The sequence below is a fragment of the Alphaproteobacteria bacterium genome, assembly GCA_016699735.1.
Taxonomy (GTDB): domain Bacteria; phylum Pseudomonadota; class Alphaproteobacteria; order Micavibrionales; family Micavibrionaceae; genus JAGNKE01.
Genome location: CP065008.1, coordinates 1,359,066 through 1,374,489, shown reverse-complemented (window position 1 = coordinate 1,374,489; position 15,424 = coordinate 1,359,066). Strand labels below are relative to the sequence as shown.

General features: G+C 54.7%; 16 protein-coding genes. 11 read left to right on the top strand and 5 right to left on the bottom strand.

Annotated features, from left to right (window positions below; genetic code table 11):
• Window positions 1–107 precede the first annotated feature (107 nt).
• Genes flgF through IPN28_06655 form a run of 4 tightly spaced genes read left to right on the top strand, consistent with a single transcriptional unit; the run spans window position 108 to window position 3,453 of the window.
• Entirely contained in the window at window positions 108–830 is a 723-nt protein-coding gene (flgF, locus tag IPN28_06670) for a flagellar basal-body rod protein FlgF (protein QQS55998.1), read from the top strand.
• Window positions 831–875: 45 nt separating this feature from the next.
• Complete coding sequence (flgG, locus tag IPN28_06665; GenBank protein QQS55997.1) at window positions 876–1,661, top strand: flagellar basal-body rod protein FlgG; 786 nt, start codon at window positions 876–878, stop codon at window positions 1,659–1,661.
• 33 nt (window positions 1,662–1,694) lie between these two features.
• Window positions 1,695–2,663: a flagellar basal body P-ring formation protein FlgA gene (gene flgA, locus IPN28_06660; GenBank protein ID QQS58491.1), complete on the top strand. Its 969-nt coding sequence runs from the start codon at window positions 1,695–1,697 to the stop codon at window positions 2,661–2,663.
• A gap of 34 nt (window positions 2,664–2,697) precedes the next feature.
• On the top strand, window positions 2,698–3,453 hold the full coding sequence (locus IPN28_06655; protein QQS58490.1) for a flagellar basal body L-ring protein FlgH: 756 nt from the start codon (window positions 2,698–2,700) through the stop codon (window positions 3,451–3,453).
• 157 nt (window positions 3,454–3,610) lie between these two features.
• Here IPN28_06655 and dksA read toward each other — a convergent pair whose 3' ends face one another.
• Entirely contained in the window at window positions 3,611–4,045 is a 435-nt protein-coding gene (gene dksA, locus IPN28_06650) for an RNA polymerase-binding protein DksA (GenBank protein ID QQS58489.1), read from the bottom strand.
• Window positions 4,046–4,182: 137 nt separating this feature from the next.
• Window positions 4,183–4,611, bottom strand: a complete 429-nt coding sequence (locus IPN28_06645) for a flagellar assembly protein FliX (GenBank protein QQS58488.1) — start codon at window positions 4,609–4,611, stop codon at window positions 4,183–4,185.
• A gap of 337 nt (window positions 4,612–4,948) precedes the next feature.
• Between IPN28_06645 and IPN28_06640 the strand changes: the two genes are divergently transcribed.
• From IPN28_06640 to IPN28_06610, 7 genes are read left to right on the top strand one after another with little or no spacing between them, the layout of a single operon-like run.
• Entirely contained in the window at window positions 4,949–6,157 is a 1,209-nt protein-coding gene (locus tag IPN28_06640; GenBank protein QQS58487.1) for a flagellar basal body P-ring protein FlgI, read from the top strand.
• Window positions 6,157–6,525, top strand: coding sequence for a rod-binding protein (locus tag IPN28_06635; protein ID QQS58486.1), 369 nt, complete (start codon window positions 6,157–6,159; stop codon window positions 6,523–6,525). The genes IPN28_06640 and IPN28_06635 overlap by 1 nt, the downstream gene beginning before the upstream one ends.
• A gap of 11 nt (window positions 6,526–6,536) precedes the next feature.
• Entirely contained in the window at window positions 6,537–6,995 is a 459-nt protein-coding gene (locus IPN28_06630; GenBank protein QQS58485.1) for a hypothetical protein, read from the top strand.
• Window position 6,996: 1 nt separating this feature from the next.
• Window positions 6,997–7,509: a hypothetical protein gene (locus IPN28_06625; GenBank protein QQS58484.1), complete on the top strand. Its 513-nt coding sequence runs from the start codon at window positions 6,997–6,999 to the stop codon at window positions 7,507–7,509.
• Window positions 7,510–7,538: 29 nt separating this feature from the next.
• Entirely contained in the window at window positions 7,539–9,053 is a 1,515-nt protein-coding gene (locus IPN28_06620) for a flagellar hook-length control protein FliK (GenBank protein QQS58483.1), read from the top strand.
• A gap of 20 nt (window positions 9,054–9,073) precedes the next feature.
• Complete coding sequence (locus IPN28_06615) at window positions 9,074–9,760, top strand: flagellar hook capping family protein (protein QQS58482.1); 687 nt, start codon at window positions 9,074–9,076, stop codon at window positions 9,758–9,760.
• A 45-nt stretch (window positions 9,761–9,805) separates the two neighbouring features.
• Window positions 9,806–11,539 (top strand): flagellar hook-basal body complex protein, encoded by a 1,734-nt coding sequence (locus IPN28_06610; GenBank protein QQS58481.1) that lies wholly within the window; start codon window positions 9,806–9,808, stop codon window positions 11,537–11,539.
• Window positions 11,540–11,812: 273 nt separating this feature from the next.
• Here the strand turns inward: IPN28_06610 and IPN28_06605 are convergent, their stop codons facing one another.
• The 3 genes from IPN28_06605 to IPN28_06595 form a co-directional block, all read right to left on the bottom strand.
• Window positions 11,813–12,265 (bottom strand): hypothetical protein, encoded by a 453-nt coding sequence (locus IPN28_06605; GenBank protein ID QQS58480.1) that lies wholly within the window; start codon window positions 12,263–12,265, stop codon window positions 11,813–11,815.
• An 88-nt stretch (window positions 12,266–12,353) separates the two neighbouring features.
• A complete protein-coding gene (locus IPN28_06600) occupies window positions 12,354–13,118 on the bottom strand; it encodes a hypothetical protein (GenBank protein QQS58479.1) in 765 nt (254 codons plus the stop codon).
• Window positions 13,119–13,122: 4 nt separating this feature from the next.
• Window positions 13,123–15,372, bottom strand: coding sequence for a methyltransferase domain-containing protein (locus IPN28_06595; GenBank protein ID QQS58478.1), 2,250 nt, complete (start codon window positions 15,370–15,372; stop codon window positions 13,123–13,125).
• Between the last annotated feature and the right edge of the window lie 52 nt (window positions 15,373–15,424).

Below are 15,424 nucleotides of genomic sequence, written 5' to 3'. Positions count from 1 at the left end.
TCCTTTTGGCACGATCCCTGCATTGCTGTTTCCAGAACATAACGGCGTAAGAAAACGCCGAACGGATGCGCCAAAGAAAGCGTGTCGTGGGATAAGGATGCGTAACCATGGAAAACACACTCTATCTCGGGCTGTCCCGGCAGATTGTGCTTCAGAATAATCTGGATATCGTCGCGAATAATATCGCGAACGTGAACACGAACGGTTTTCGTGAGCAAAGCCCTGTCTTCGAGGAATATCTTGCCGACCCGAGGGGCAACGGCGACCCTTTGTCGTTCGTGCTGGATTACGGACAATATCAGAACACCGCCCCCGGCTCGATCACGCAGACCGGGAACGATATGAACGTTGCGCTTAACGGGCCGGGGTTTCTGGCCGTGCAACTGCCGGGCGGATCGATCGGCTATACGCGCGACGGGAATTTCCTGAAAACCGCCGACGGGACGCTGGTCAATAGCGCTGGCTATCCCCTGCTGGGCAGCGGTGGGCCAATCACCGTTCCGGCGGATTCTACCGAATTCGTTGTGGACGAACGCGGCGTGCTTTCCAACCAGAGCGGCCAGATCGGGCAGCTCAGGGTCGTTGAGTTCGAAAACCTGCAGAGCCTCAAACCCAAGGGCAATAATGCCTATACGACCTCCTCGCCCGAGCAGGAGGCCGCGAATACGGTTGTCCGGCAAGGGTATCTGGAGGGGTCGAACGTCCAGCCCGTCGTGGAGATTACGCGCATGATCAAGATCCTGCGGCATTTTCAGAGTGTGCAGCGGATGCTGGAGGCGGAGCATGATCGGCAGCGCAACGCGATTCAAAAACTGACCGGCGGAAGCTGAGATGAACACGGACAACAGAACGGATTTTAAAGAAGGAGTAAGCTCATGAGATCCCTTGATATCGGCGCAACCGGAATGATGGCGCAGCAGACCAACGTGGACGTGATATCGAACAATATCGCCAACATGACCACCACGGGCTACAAGCGCCAGAGGGCCGCGTTTCAGGATCTGATCTATCAAACCTTGAACCGCCCCGGCGCGACGTCCTCCGATGCCGGAACGACAGTCCCCTCGGGACTGCAGGTCGGTCTGGGCGTCAAGACGGGCGCGGTCTACCGCGAACATTCGCAAGGGCCGGTCGAGATGACGGAAAACGATCTGGACCTTGCCATTCTCGGGCGCGGGTTTTTTCAGGTCGAACTGCCGAACGGCGAGACCGCCTATACGCGGGACGGCACATTCCAGATCAACGAGAACGGCGAGGTCGTGACCGTGCAGGGCTATCGTGTGCTGCCGGGCATTACCATTCCGGCTAACGCGACGGGGATCGACGTCAGCGCCTCGGGCGAAATTCAGGTCACGATCGCCAATCAGGTCGCCACACAGAATCTGGGGCAGCTTCAGCTTGCCGATTTCATCAATCCGGCCGGACTTGAAGCCATAGGCAATAATTTCCTTCTGGAGACAACTGCCTCGGCGGCGCCTGTTGTCGGCAACCCGAATGCCGATAATTTCGGACAGATCGAACAGGGTGCGCTGGAGCGCTCGAACGTGGATGTGGTTTCGGAGATCACCGAACTGATTACCGCGCAGCGTTCGTATGAAATGAATTCCAACGTGATTTCCACCAGCGACGAGATGCTGCAGACGATCACGCAACTCCGCTAACCGCTTGGATAAGGGCATGGAGAGAGACCTGTCATGACGAATAATTTCAAATGTTCTCAAACTTACCGACATCGTATGGCTGCGGCCTTGTGGCTGCTGACCTTTGTGGTGATGCTGGCGGTGCCCGTCTATGCGAACGGGGCCATGGGGATCAAGGAAAATGTCGTCGTTACAGGCAATAACATTACAGTGGGGGATGTGTTTTACGGACTGGAGCGCGATCATGACCGCGTTCTGGGCGTCTCTCCCCGCCCCGGTCAGGATCTGGTTCTGAACGCCCGCACGTTGCTGCGAATTGCGATTGCCCTTGACCTTCCGTGGCGGCCCGCAGGCTCCAACGATCAGGTCACCATCCGGCGCGAGGCGACGATTATCGGGCAAAACATGATTGAGGATCATCTCAAGGCCGCTATTGCCCACGAGGGTTTTGGGGGAGCGTTTTCCGTCCGCATCCCCACGGATTACGGGCAGATTGTTTTGCCCCGTGAAGAAAAGGCCAGCCTTGATGTGACCCAGGTCTCCTTGAACCGCAGCAACAACACGTTCGAGGCGACGATTGCGGCGCCGTCGGCTGATAACCCGATTCAGAAATTTCAGGTCAGCGGAACAATCCATCCGCTGATTACGGTTCCGGTCCTGAAAGAGAATATCCAGAACGGACACGTCATTGGCATTGAGGATCTCGACTACATTCAGGTCGAGGAGGCGAATTTCCTGAACGGAACGATCGTGGACGATCAAGCTCTGGTCGGCATGACGCCCCGGCGGTTCGGGGTTGCCGGACGGCCTTTGCGGGCGGGCGACCTGATGGCCCCTAAAATCGTTTCCCGCGGCGATCTTGTCACCATGATTTTGGATGACGGCGTTCTTAACCTGACCGCCAAGGGCAAGGCTCTGGAGAACGGTTCGAAGGGCGAGACCATCCGGATCGTCAATACGTCCAGCAATATTACGATTGAAGCGATTGTTACGGGCATTAACGAGGTCCGAGTCGCTCAATGATGTTTTCTGAGTAACCCACTAAGAGAGGTGTGGAATGCGTAAACGAAATGGATGTAAGAAGGTTTTGATTTCTGCGGCGGCTTGCGCCCTGATGACGGGGTGCGCGACGGCGGATCGGCTGTCGAAGGTCGGAGAGGCGCCGGCCATGTCCAGCATCTCTAATCCGGTAACACAGGACGGGTATCAGCCCGTCAGCCTGCCGATGCCTGCGCCGCAAAAGGTTCTCCGCGAGAAAAACTCCCTCTGGCAGTCTGACCGCGTGACGTTTTTCAAAGATCAGCGGGCCAGCAATATCGGGGATGTCATCACCGTTCTTATCGATATCAAGGATGAGGCCGAACTCGATAATACCACGCAGCGCACCCGCACCAGCACCGAGGGCGCGGGACTTGATGCCATGCTGGGCTATGAGCAAGCCCTCAACAGGGTTTTGCCGCAGGCGGTGGATAACACCAATCTCGCGCAGTTCGATTCAAGCTCCAACCACCGCGGCTCGGGCAGCATCGAGCGCGAGGACGAAATCACAATGCGGATGGCGGCGCTGATTACTCAGGTTCTGCCCAACGGGAATATGGTTATTCACGGCAAGCAGGAAGTGCTGGTGAATTACGAGAAAAGAATCCTGGCGATTGACGGTGTGATCCGGCCCGAGGATATCGGAGTGCAGAACACCGTCAGCTACGACCAGATCGCGGAGGCGCGGATTATCTACGGCGGCGAGGGCCAGATTTCCGATATGCAGCAGCCACGCTATGGACAACAGATTTATGACGTCATCTTTCCGTTCTAACCTGATTTCGTGAGCGAATCCCGGAGTCAGGCCACGGAGCCTTCTTTGAAGGCTCCGGAACGGCGGGTGGTGTCATACCTTACCCACCGATTGAACTTAAAAGCCGGTTACAGATTACTCTGTGACCGGCTCTTTTTTTGTGTCCGTGAGCTTATGATTACTCGTCGCGTTTGGTGCGTTCGAGGCGCTCGTGGCGCTCCTGCGCTTCCAGGGAGAGGGTGGCAATCGGCCTGGCCTTCAGGCGGGGGATGGAGATCGGTTCTCCGGTTTCCTCGCAGAAGCCGTACTCGCCCAGATCAATGGCTTCAAGCGCCGAATTGATCTTGCTGATGAGCTTGCGTTCGCGGTCGCGGGTGCGGAGTTCGAGGGCATGGTCTGTTTCCGCCGAGGCGCGGTCAGCCATATCAGGTTTCTGAAGTTCCGTCCCCTGCAGGGTTTCCTGAATCGTATGTTCCGATTCCTTGAGAAGCTCGGTGCGCCAGGCGATGAGCTTCTGGCGGAAATATTCAAGCATGACCGGATTCATAAAGCCGTTTTTATCTTTTTCCGGGTCGTATTTTGGAGGAATAGTTACTGCCGTCGCTGTCTTCATCTCTCTCTTATTTCCCTAAAAAATTTGTACGCCATAGAATTTTAAAACTGAAAAGTTATAGGGGGAAGAGACCTTAAAGACAAGAAAATATCTGTTTCCTGCTGAGTTATTATAGAAAATGTATGGAAAAGCGCCGCTCAGGCACCCATGGCCACCCGCATTTTGGCCAGCTCAACCTGCGCCCTGAGGTCGATTTCATCCATTATATCGGTGAGCTTGGGATCCTGTATCTTTTCGCGGTGGGAGGCGACGATGTCCGCGATATCAATCATATGACCCACGGTCAGTGTGCCGTTGAGCATGGCGATGCGGATTTTTTCCAGACCGTCGATGATCTTGTCCGAGCGGTCCTGCATCCGGCGGCGGGCGGCGCGCTCTGTCGGGTCTTCGGCGGCCTGAACCGCGAGAAGAGAATCGACATTCGTAATCGCCCTGGCCGTCGAGACCGAAGAGGCCTCCTGACCGGATTTAATATACTGGCTGAAGTCCACACTATCGGCGCCGGACGCCGAGGATTTCCGGGATTGTGAGGTGGACTGGGATTTCTTTGGCCCCTCGACCTTCATGACTTTTCCTTTCTCTTGCGAGCGAATCTTTTCGTAGCTGATATTAATATTTTACGCCTTATAGTAAGCGCTTTGCAAGCGGGTAAGAATTGCCTAGTCCTTCGAAGGGGTTGCGGCAAAATTGTCCTAATTTTTTTCCACAGAATCCCTGTTGCGAAAAATTTGATGAAAATTCTCGGCTTTTTTGTTGCGCGAAACTGGCACGAGTTTCGCAGGTTATGACTCGGGTGGCGTTGTTTTTTAGTTACGGAAATTACTCCCGCTCATGAGGAGCGCCTCCCGAGGACAAACGGCCAGAAGACGCCGCCACTTTGAACGTTTAGTTTAGTAGGGTGTTATGCTTATTAAAGCAAAACTAAAACCACAGCAGAAACGGGCCGCTCAAGGCCCGAATAAAAGCACACGCACGGTGGGTATCCGGTCGCCAATTCTCCGAATTCTGGGATTCGCGCTGGTGGCCGGACCCTTTTTGCTTGCCAGCGTTCAAGAGAGCTGGGCAAAAACCTCGCGCATCAAGGATATCGTCGATATCGAAGGCGTGCGGGAAAACCAGCTGGTCGGCTACGGGCTTGTCGTCGGGCTGAACGGCACGGGCGACGGATTGAGCAACTCCCCCTTTACCGAGCAGAGTCTGATCGCCATGCTGGAACGGCTGGGCGTCAATATCCGCGGCGAGAATATGAATACCGGCAACGTGGCTGCCGTGATGGTCACCTCCACCCTGCCCCCCTTTACGAATCAAGGTTCCCGTATTGACGTGAATGTTTCCGCCCTGGGTGATGCCAAAAGCCTTCAGGGCGGGACGCTTCTTGTCACGCCCCTTATCGCCGCCGACGGGGAAGTCTACGCCGTCGCTCAGGGCGAGGTGAATATCTCCGGTTTTGCCGCCGAAGGCGAGGCAGAAAGCGTAACACAGAATGTGCCCACGGCGGGACGGATTCCCTCAGGCGCGATTGTGGAGCGCGAAATAAACTTTGAAATGGAAGAATTGCAGGAAGTGCGTCTGGGGCTGCGGAATCCTGATTTCACCACCGCTCGCCGGATCGCCCAGGCGATCAACGGCTTTACGGGTACACAGCTTGCCACCGCTGAGAATTCGGCCAGCGTTATTCTTAAGCGGCCCGCCGACTATCAGGGGTCTATCACTGACCTTATTACCGATGTCGAACTTCTGCCTGTTCAACCCGATCAACCCGCCAAAGTTGTCATCAGTGAGCGGTCCGGCGTGATCGTGATGGGCGCGGATGTGCGGGTGAGCTCCGTGGCGATCGCCCAAGGCAATTTGACTTTGAAGATTACTGAGACCCCGCAAGTCTCGCAGGCCAACCCCTTCGCCGACCAGGGTGAGACGGTCATCGTTCCGCGCAGCGATGTCTCAGCCAATGTCGGGGAGGATGTGAAGCTGGCGGTGCTGGATTCGGGTGTGACGCTGCAGGAACTCGTCACCAGCCTGAACAAGCTGGGTGTCAAGCCCCGCGACATTATTACCATCCTGCAAGCCATCAAGACCGCCGGTGCGCTGCAGGCCGAGATCGAGGTGATGTGATGGATAATCTTGTGCCCAACACCAATCTTGGCATGATCCAGCTCTCGCAGATGGACGGGATGCGGATCAGCGATCAACTGGCCGCTGCGAAGAACGCTAAGAAAATCGACGAAGTCGCTCAGGAATTTGAAGCCGTCTTCATTACCGAAATGATGAAGCCGATGTTCGAGGGGCTGTCCACCGATGAAACTTTCGGCGGCGGCAAGGGTGAGGAAATTTTCCGCGGAATTCTCCTGCAGGAGTACGGCAAGAAAATTGCACAGACCCACAGTATCGGACTTTCGGCACAACTTAAGGCTGAGCTTTTGCGCCAGCAGGAGATGCAGTCGCAGTTAGAGGCCAATTCACCAGCGTTAGAAAAAAAGTAAGGGAGTACTCCATGACCCAGAAACCACAGACCGCCGCACAGACCTCTGCGGGCTTTCTTTCCAAGGAACCCGCCGTTGCGCTGCGCGAAATGATCCGCATTACCAAGGGGCTGTGCGATATGGCCGATCAGGAGACGCAAGCGCTTGTCACCAATAATATGCTGCCCTTCGCTTTTCTTCAGATGGAGAAAGAAAAGCTGGTCGAGCGGTATCAGGTCGTCGCCGAAGAATTCCGCAGGAGGCTGGAGGATTTCCGCAAGGCCGACCCTGCCCTGATCAAGCAGCTTGAAAAGCTTCAGCACGATCTGCGCGAGAAAAGCGTCTCCAATAATGCCATGGTGGAACAAATCCGCAAGCGGTCGCTGGCTACGACGATGGAGAGCCTTTTCGTGGCGCAGGAACTCGGGCAGCGCGTCGAATGGCCGCAAGCGGCCAACGGACACGTCTCTACGAACGGCGCGGGAGGATAGAATGAGAAACGCTCCAGAACAGGGGAAGAGTTTACCGCAGCGCACAGCCCCGGAGGCCGGGAAAACACCCGGCGTTGATATTAACACGGCGATCCGGGAGATGATCGCGGCTGCCGAATACCTGCAGCGGGTATACGAAGAGGAAACTACCCTCCTGCAAGCCAAGGACGGACGCGGTTTTCTTGAGTTTCAGGACCGGAAGGCCGAGGCCGGACGCTGTTATCAGTCCGCGATTGGCGCCCTCATCCTGCGTAAGGACGAAATAAAAGCCGCTGACCCGGCCCTTAAGGAGAAACTCAAAGCGGCTCAGGATCAGTTCTCGAAGGTCATTCATGTGAATCTTGAGAATCTTGACCGGATGCGCCGCTGCACGGAGAAGCTCAGCCTGACCATCCGTAACGCCGCGATTCGGGCCGCACAGGCGAAAAGCACCTTCAGTTATGGTGAAAACGGCAAGCTTGCGACCTCGCCGCAAAGCCGCCGCGTGTCTACAGGAATCAGCGAAACGGCCTAGGAAAGAGTTTTTAGAAAGACAGAGCGACCATGAACACCGATTTTTTTCTCAACATCACCCCGCTGCCGAAAGAACTGCCGAAGCCGGCGAATGATTTACCCAGCCAAAAGGCCGAAGCACGGAAGGTTTATGAGACCAGAAAGAGCGCGGATTCCTATGCTCCAAAGGAAACTCAAGACTCCGACGATGCCGAAGAGATGCGTTTTGAAGATTATCTGCGCCAAAACCGCAGATCTGCGGAGATACAGGAGAAACCTGTTGTCTCCGCGCCTGAACAAGACCCGCAACTTTCAGCCCTGCGCGATTTGCGCGATGCGATTGCGAAACTTCTGGAAGAACTGACTGGTGGCCAGAGTGAGGACAGCGCCCCCACCGGTGGAGCTAAGGCTGAAGACCATGCGGATAAAAACCCACTGGAGCAGCTTATCGCCTTTTTGACCAACACCCTGACGAAAGCCGAAGATAACAGTCAGACAGCTGACGGAATTTTTACGCCAGTCGCGCAAACGCCGGAGGAGCAGTTGGCCTTCCGTAACGGTCTTGAGGCGCTGCAGGAGCTTCTGGCCAAGCCCGATATGACAGAGTCTTTGGAACTTTCCCCTGAAGACCTCGCCCGCCTGCAGGAACAAGTTGAGCAGGCGCTGAACGAGGACCGCAATTTCGACGAGCTTGCGCTTTTGAACGAAATTCTTGCCCGCACCGTCGAACTGGTGAAACCGGATAAGACGATCGCCGCCGAGGTTCTTTCTCCTGAAGATTTCCAGCACCTAAAATCCCAGCGTTTCGAGGACCGATATCGTCTGGGCGGGATCGAAACGCCTGCCGATCCTGCTGAGGACGGGGGCTATGATTTCCGCTCCTTGGTCCGTGCGGCTCAGGCGGGTCAGGATTCCTCAGGGCAGGCTGCGAATCCCGCTCTCTCCAAAACCGCGCAGGATGCCCCTGCCCCTATCTTTACCCTGCCTGACGATATGGCTTTGTTTTCGCCAGCAGGCACAAATGGCCCCCTTGCGGTCACCGGGGCGATCACCAACGGCTCCCCTGCCCCGCTGATGAACGCCTCCTTGACGAATCCCACCACGCAAGCACACGGCGCGGCGCCCGCTCATCCGGCGGTGCAGACCGTGGCCGCCACGATCCAGAAACTTGGGCCTGAAAAACAGGATACACGCATTACCCTGCAACTCGATCCGCCGGAGCTGGGCCGCGTCGAGGTCAAGATGAGCCTTAATAAAGATAATGCAGCGAAAGTGGTTCTGACCATCGAAAAACCGGAGACCTATCACCTTCTGCAGCGCGACGCGCATCTTCTGGAACGCGCCTTGCAGGATTCGGGGTTAAGCGCGGACGGCTCGGGGCTTGAATTTTCTCTGGCCGATGACGGTTACAGTTTCGGGCGTGACGGCGGAGACAGCGGCGGACATGGTTCGCATGGGTCCGGAGACTCTTCGGGCGAGCGTGAAGATGTGGTTACGATTGCCTCCCCCGACGGGTGGGCGGTCGATCCCGAAACCGGACAAGTCCGCTACAACGCTTTGATTTAGGCTGAAAAGGATTTTTATTCATGGCCAGTGACGTTACGATTAACAACGCCCTCCAAGCGCAGCAAAACACGGCGAATTCGAGTTCGCAACTCGCCGAGGATTTCGACGATTTCCTGCAGCTTCTGACCACGCAGCTGCAAAATCAGGATCCGCTCTCGCCCCTCGATACGAACGAGTTCACCAGTCAGCTCGTGCAATTCGCGGGGGTCGAGCAGCAAATCAACATTAATTCGAAACTGAATAATCTGGTTTCCCTTGGAATCGGCAATTCATTTTCCAGTGCGCTTAACTATGTCGGCAAGGATGTGAGCTACCTCAGCGCCGAGATGTATTACGACGGGGCGAAGCCTGTGGAGATCAATTACGCCATTGAGGGCGTCTCTAACAAAACGACGATCAATATTTTCTCCGAGGACGGGGAACTGGTGTTCAGCCAGGATGTCAGCGACGATGAGGGCGTCGAGAACTTCACGTGGAACGGCCAGAAAAAGGGCGGCGGGACGGTTCCGGCGGGAACGTATAACGTGCGGGTCGATGCCATCGATGCGGATGACAAGAGCCTGAAGACCTCCACGGTCGTGACCGGAAACGTCAAGGGGATCGAAACCCAGAACGGGCAGACGTTCCTTCTGGTCGGCGAGCGCGCCGTTTCCATCGCCAACATCATTAATGTTCAAACCCCGAAACCTACAACTACGGGCGCATAAAGATGACAACACTCAACCCCTTTAACCAGCGTAAGGAGAACTAATATGGGACTGTTCGGAGCTTTGTTTACAGGCGTGTCCGCCCTCGCGGCACAGTCGCAGAAAACGGCGATCATCTCGAACAACATCGCCAATATCAACACGACCGGGTTCAAGCGGTCGGAGGCGTCGTTCTTCAGTCTTGTCACCACGGCGACGAACACCTCGCGGTATTCGCCCGGTACGGTGACGGCGAACAGGATCCAGCGTGTGACGCAGCAGGGGCCGATCTCGCAGTCTGAATCTGCAACCGACGCGTCGATCTCCGGCTCGGGGTTCTTTCCGGTCAAGCGGGATTCCCTCGATACATCCCTGTCTGAATTCCTCTATACGCGGAACGGGCAGTTCAGCGAGGACTCGCAGGGGCTTTTGAAAAACTCTGCGGGATTCTTCCTGTACGGTTGGCAGCTGGATACGAACGGCAACCTTCCGGCCAACCAGGGGGATCTTGACTCCCTTGTGCCCATCGACGTGGCGTTTCTGGGCGGACTGACGCGGCCGACGACCTCGGCAGAGCTTTCGATCAACCTTGACGCCGGGGAAGTGGATACGAGTTTTGCTTCCGCACTCACGGCTGCGCCCGACTTCACGCGGGGTCTGACGGTGTTCGACACGCTGGGCAACGGGCAGACCATGACCTTCCAGTACGTCAAGACCTACGGCCCGCAGGCGACCGCCTTTTCCAGCATCTCGGGCCAGACGGCTGCGGACGAGTTGGTGGCCGATCTTGGTCTTACCGACGGCAACCGTTTCACGGTCAATGACGGCACGACCACAATCACGCTTGAGGTCAATGATGGCGGCGCGGTCGGCGGCGGCGCGATCGGGGTGAACACGATCGGGGAGATCATTAACGCGATCAACACCAACCTGGCCGACGCCAACGCGTTTTTGGGCAATGACGGGGAACTCGTCATCCAGAACAACGATTTCACGGCCGGTACGGAGACTATTACTCTGGCCAACACCGTGGGGACGCCGATGACGGTTCTGGGGCTGACGGCGGGCACTTATACCTCGGATGATATCGGCACGTCCGGCAATTATTCGAACGGTACGTTTGCGGATTCCCCGCCCTACAGCACGGGCGATTTCCCGGCGCTGCAATTCCTTCCCGGCGATCCAACCTATAACCCACGGGGCTGGTGGCAGGTGCGGATCATCGACCCGAACAATAACGAACTGTCCGTCGGGCTGCTCAACTTCAACGGCGACGGCACGATCAACGCGCTGGCCGACAATGCGAGCAACACGGATATCGAACTGGACAACATTAACTGGGGGAACGGATCGGAATTGCAGACCATCGATATCGATATCGGCAGCTTCTCGCAGTTCTCCAGCGATTACACGGTTCTCTTCTCCGACCAGAACGGCGCAGAGCTTGGTTTGCGGACCGGGGTGCAGATCGACCGCGACGGGTTCGTGATCGCCCAGTTCTCCAACGGCGCGACGACGCGGCTGTACAAGCTGCCGCTCGTGACGTTCTCGAACGCGAACGGGCTGCGCGAGGTTTCGGGAACGGCCTATACGGAAACCGAAGGTTCGGGCGAGGAAAACTTGCGCGAGGCCGGAACGGGCGGCGCGGGATTCTTCGAGCCGTCCACGCTGGAAAACTCCAACGTGGACCTTGCCGACGAGTTCGCGCAGCTGATTATCGCGCAGCGCGCCTATTCGGCAGGAACGAAGGTCATCAACACCGTGGACCAGATGACGCAGGAACTCCTGCAACTGCGGTAAGGCCTGATTTGAAATTGGCGGTATTCCCGCGCCAGCGGGAATCCCTCGTCTCTTTAGAAGGGTGGATACCCGTTTACACGGGTATGCTGTGAATTCTGTGTAATTAAAGTATCTGGAAACCGGCTCCGAGCGACGCTACCCGGCATCCCTAACCATCGGGGCTGCGTTTCCAAACTGCGGGGCAACATACTCCGGTATTTAAACCGCAGCCGGGACGCACCGGGTTCTCTCTCCAAGGGTCCTGACCGACCAGCCCGGTGCGTCCTTTTTTTATTATACTTTCTTTGTATACCAAAAATAGCGGTTGTACATTTCCGGCAGGGGTTTTTTAAACTTTTTTTGCCAGAAATACTGCGCTTCGAATTTTTTCATCAGTTTCACATCCGTAGTAATTGTATTCAGAACGAAATATCCCTCCCAGCCTTTTCCGGTTTTGAGGTTCGTGCGGACGTATCTGCAGATAACGTATTCTCCTTCCCACGCAAATTCATAGCACCAGGCTTCGTGGTCGCCGTAAACATCTTCAGGGTTAACGCTAAAAATCTTAAAGTAATCGCCGATTTTTTCGTCTTTGGACGGATCATTTGAATATATATAGCCTTCGTAACCGCCGTTAGACGAGAACACGTAACCATTCGGGAGAGTCGTTTCCAGCAGCAGCGGATCAAAGGGATTGCAGCCGGACAAGAAGATCGAAGATGCGAGCAAAATTATTAACCGTTTCATTTTAACTCTCTAGCCCGGTGCGTGTTATGTTTATATTTCAAACCTTGCAACTGAGTACAATTTTTTCTTTAGAGCTGAATACTAATTATTATTTTTCTTCCACGGGTACTGGTTCCAAGTTTTTTTTCTTGATTGATTTTTTGAGTAGTTTATATGCCAATTTCATATAGTCCTTATAGTTGCTTTCTGGCATTAGGCTGGTATCAATTTTTTTTGCCCAAATTTGAGCTTGCTCAAAGTCACCTGTCCTCCTGTAAAGCTCAGGTATTATAAGGCTTAACATCCAATAATTTTGGTCTTCCTTTTTTGCTTTGGTTAATTCTTTCTCTGCTACCTCAATAGTTTCTTGGGCATACTTTTTGTAGAGTTCGCGATTTCCGCATGAGTCTGCCTCCCACGTCGCTTTCAGCAACACCCACCATAAATCTATATCTGGGTCTTTGATTTCTTTTGCAAGATTATAGTAGAGGTAGTTGCTAGCGTTTTTTTCTTTAAAAATTTTCTTATATGTTTCGGACTTAATTATTATTTTGATTTTATCTAATTCCTCTTTCGAAAAATTTTCTTTGAAAATTACGAAGCCGTTGGACGGACAAACAGGTACAGGTGTGGACATATCCATATAGGATATTGGCTTTAAATCTAAATACATGCCGTATGTGGAATGCACCCCCAGGGTTAAAGCCTGAAATGTTTCCCCGCCAACCGGGCATTTATATTCTTCGAAATATAAATGGTGGCCGATAGGATTTATGCAGCTTAAGATATGTTCATTGTTGCTCTTGGCTTGTGCATTAGAGCTTAGAATTAACAGCGTACAAAAACACTTGGTAAGAAATAAAAATTTTTTCATATTATTAAACCTCCAAAGCATTGATGATCTTCGGCGCGGCGAGGATTTCGGCGTGGGCGTTCTGCCTGCACAACCACATCTGATACATGGAGGCGAAGGCTTCGGGGCGCTTGCGCTCGAAGGCGTCCCACAGCGCGAAATTCCGGTAATTCTCCGGCCCCGGATGTTTGCGGAGGAAATCGGCCAGCACGTCCGGGAAAATAAAGGAGAAATCGAGGAAGGCCAAGCCGTGGCGTTTGAACATCTCATCGAGCTGCAAAAACGTGTAGCGGTGTTCCTGCACGTGGAAGATCAGGTCGCGGACCATGGACATGGAGTAATAATCGCGCCAGCGCGTGACATAGCGCAGATGATCTTCCGGCGGGAGGGCATTGATGTAGGCGCGGAAGGCCTGTATCCCTTGCCGATCCGGTTTCCAGCCCTTTTCGGCGACGAGGTTCCTGAGTTTTACCACTGTCTGGCGGGCCACTTCGCTGTAGAGGCCGATATTGATGATCCCCTTAGGCTTAAGCAAGGAGAGCAGGACTTTCAGCCCCGCCTCCGGCTCTTGCATATGGTGAAGGACGCCGGAACACATGACAAAGTCGAAGGTCTTGTCGAGTTGCCCGAGTTCGAGGATATCGGCGTGCATGAACTCCACCCGATCGACGCCGAGTTCCTCAATCTTGCGCTTGGCGTAACAAATGCTGGAGAGGCTGAGATCGACCGCCGTGATATGCGCGGCGGGGTACATGAAGCGTTCCTGTATCACCTGCTTGCCCGTGCCGCAGCCGGCGATAAGAATCTGATAGGGTTTCTTGAAGTGGTAGCTCTTGGCCTCGTCCACCTGCGCGTTGGCGTAGCGCCAGCGGGGGTAAGGGTTTTCCTCATATTGTTCGCGGACCTTCAGGGAGACTTCGTTGCTCAGGCGGCCGAGCGCGGGGATAGTTTCGCGCAGGCGGCGTTCCTCCAGCGGCTCCTCGATCTGCAGGGCGAGAAGGCTTTTCCAGAAGGGGTGGAGGTCGGTCGTGGGGAGAGCGCGGGCACGGGCGATGATCCCCTCCTCCTCTTTATAGAGCGGCGTGTAGGCGCCGAGCAGCGCGATGCGGGCCGCGATGGCGGATGGATGGGATTCCTGCGCGATTTCTTTTCTTATCTGGTCGAGCGCCTGGATTTCCTCTTGCGTGTCGGCGGCGGCGTATTCATGGACGAAGCCGTTTTCCGCCAGAGCGCAGAGGATTTTGAAGATTGTCTTTAATGTTTTCGGTGAGGCTTTTTGCGCTTCGCCCGATGTATAAAACTCCAGAATCCGGCGGCGGAGGTTGGAGAGGAAAATTTCGTAATCCACCGCCTGGTTATAGATCAATCTTAAAGCGTTACTGCAGAAATCGTCGGACAGAAGCGTGCAGACGGACTCCAGATCGGCTTTTTCCTTAAAGTCTTCGTAGTTATACAGCTTTGTTAATTTATGGATTTCAGAATAGGCCGTATCCATCAGAAAGAGGCGGAGCCAGACGACCGAGAGGTTCTGATGCTCGATATTGTCGATCTTCAGACAGGCGGTCAGGGCGTCCTTCAGTTCCTGCGAAAAGGACGGGAAGGCCAGATGGCGGCCCATCGCGCTCAACTGCGATTTCAGGAAGGCGCTGTCAGGATCGCGCTTGAGCGCATCGTATAAGGTGAAAAACGCGTCGTTATATTTCTCGCTGCGGAAGTAGGCCTTGGCCAGATTGATTCTGAAATTCTTGTTTTTCGGGTCTTTCTCGACTGCCTTTTTCATAAAGACAATCGCCTGCTTGTAGTACTTCGTCTCACACAAAAGGACGCCGACATTATTATTGTTTTCGGCCGAGTCTTTAATTTTCAGCCCGTCTTCGAAGATTTTTGCAGCTTCCTCGAAGCGTTTGAGGCTCATGAGGGCGTGGCCATAGCCGGTGCGAATCCTCTCCTCTTCGGGGGCGAGTGAAAGCGCCATACTATAGTATTCAATCGACTCGTCCGTTTTGCCGGCGATGACCAGACACTCTGCCCGCCCCTTATAGTTGTCCGGATCGTCGGGGCGCAGGGCGCAGCCCCTTGTAAACAGAGCGCTGGCCATATCCAGCTTGCCCAACTTATAATAAGCGGTGCCCATTTCGGTCAGTTTGCGGGGATTCTGGGTGCGTTTAAACTCGCGCTCCAGCTTTTCGATCTCCTTGACGAGCTGGCGGGCCTCGGGGGATTCCGCCCTTGCGGGCGCCCCCGTTTGCGGTGTTTTCGGTTGCGATTGACTCATCGGTTCGCCTGCACATTTAAAATATTAATTTTTACTAAAAAACCCTACCGTT

What these genes read in the sequence shown, in the direction of transcription:
- flgG (QQS55997.1), top strand. Translation starts at nt 876, where the DNA reads ATGAGATCCCTTGATATCGGCGCAACCGGAATGATGGCGCAGCAGACC.
- IPN28_06610 (QQS58481.1), top strand. Translation starts at nt 9,806, where the DNA reads ATGGGACTGTTCGGAGCTTTGTTTACAGGCGTGTCCGCCCTCGCGGCA.
- IPN28_06655 (QQS58490.1), top strand. Translation starts at nt 2,698, where the DNA reads ATGCGTAAACGAAATGGATGTAAGAAGGTTTTGATTTCTGCGGCGGCT.
- flgA (QQS58491.1), top strand. Translation starts at nt 1,695, where the DNA reads ATGACGAATAATTTCAAATGTTCTCAAACTTACCGACATCGTATGGCT.
- IPN28_06645 (QQS58488.1), bottom strand. Translation starts at nt 4,611, where the DNA reads ATGAAGGTCGAGGGGCCAAAGAAATCCCAGTCCACCTCACAATCCCGG.
- IPN28_06640 (QQS58487.1), top strand. Translation starts at nt 4,949, where the DNA reads ATGCTTATTAAAGCAAAACTAAAACCACAGCAGAAACGGGCCGCTCAA.
- IPN28_06625 (QQS58484.1), top strand. Translation starts at nt 6,997, where the DNA reads ATGAGAAACGCTCCAGAACAGGGGAAGAGTTTACCGCAGCGCACAGCC.
- IPN28_06630 (QQS58485.1), top strand. Translation starts at nt 6,537, where the DNA reads ATGACCCAGAAACCACAGACCGCCGCACAGACCTCTGCGGGCTTTCTT.
- IPN28_06620 (QQS58483.1), top strand. Translation starts at nt 7,539, where the DNA reads ATGAACACCGATTTTTTTCTCAACATCACCCCGCTGCCGAAAGAACTG.
- IPN28_06635 (QQS58486.1), top strand. Translation starts at nt 6,157, where the DNA reads ATGGATAATCTTGTGCCCAACACCAATCTTGGCATGATCCAGCTCTCG.
- dksA (QQS58489.1), bottom strand. Translation starts at nt 4,045, where the DNA reads ATGAAGACAGCGACGGCAGTAACTATTCCTCCAAAATACGACCCGGAA.
- IPN28_06605 (QQS58480.1), bottom strand. Translation starts at nt 12,265, where the DNA reads ATGAAACGGTTAATAATTTTGCTCGCATCTTCGATCTTCTTGTCCGGC.
- IPN28_06615 (QQS58482.1), top strand. Translation starts at nt 9,074, where the DNA reads ATGGCCAGTGACGTTACGATTAACAACGCCCTCCAAGCGCAGCAAAAC.
- flgF (QQS55998.1), top strand. Translation starts at nt 108, where the DNA reads ATGGAAAACACACTCTATCTCGGGCTGTCCCGGCAGATTGTGCTTCAG.
- IPN28_06595 (QQS58478.1), bottom strand. Translation starts at nt 15,372, where the DNA reads ATGAGTCAATCGCAACCGAAAACACCGCAAACGGGGGCGCCCGCAAGG.
- IPN28_06600 (QQS58479.1), bottom strand. Translation starts at nt 13,118, where the DNA reads ATGAAAAAATTTTTATTTCTTACCAAGTGTTTTTGTACGCTGTTAATT.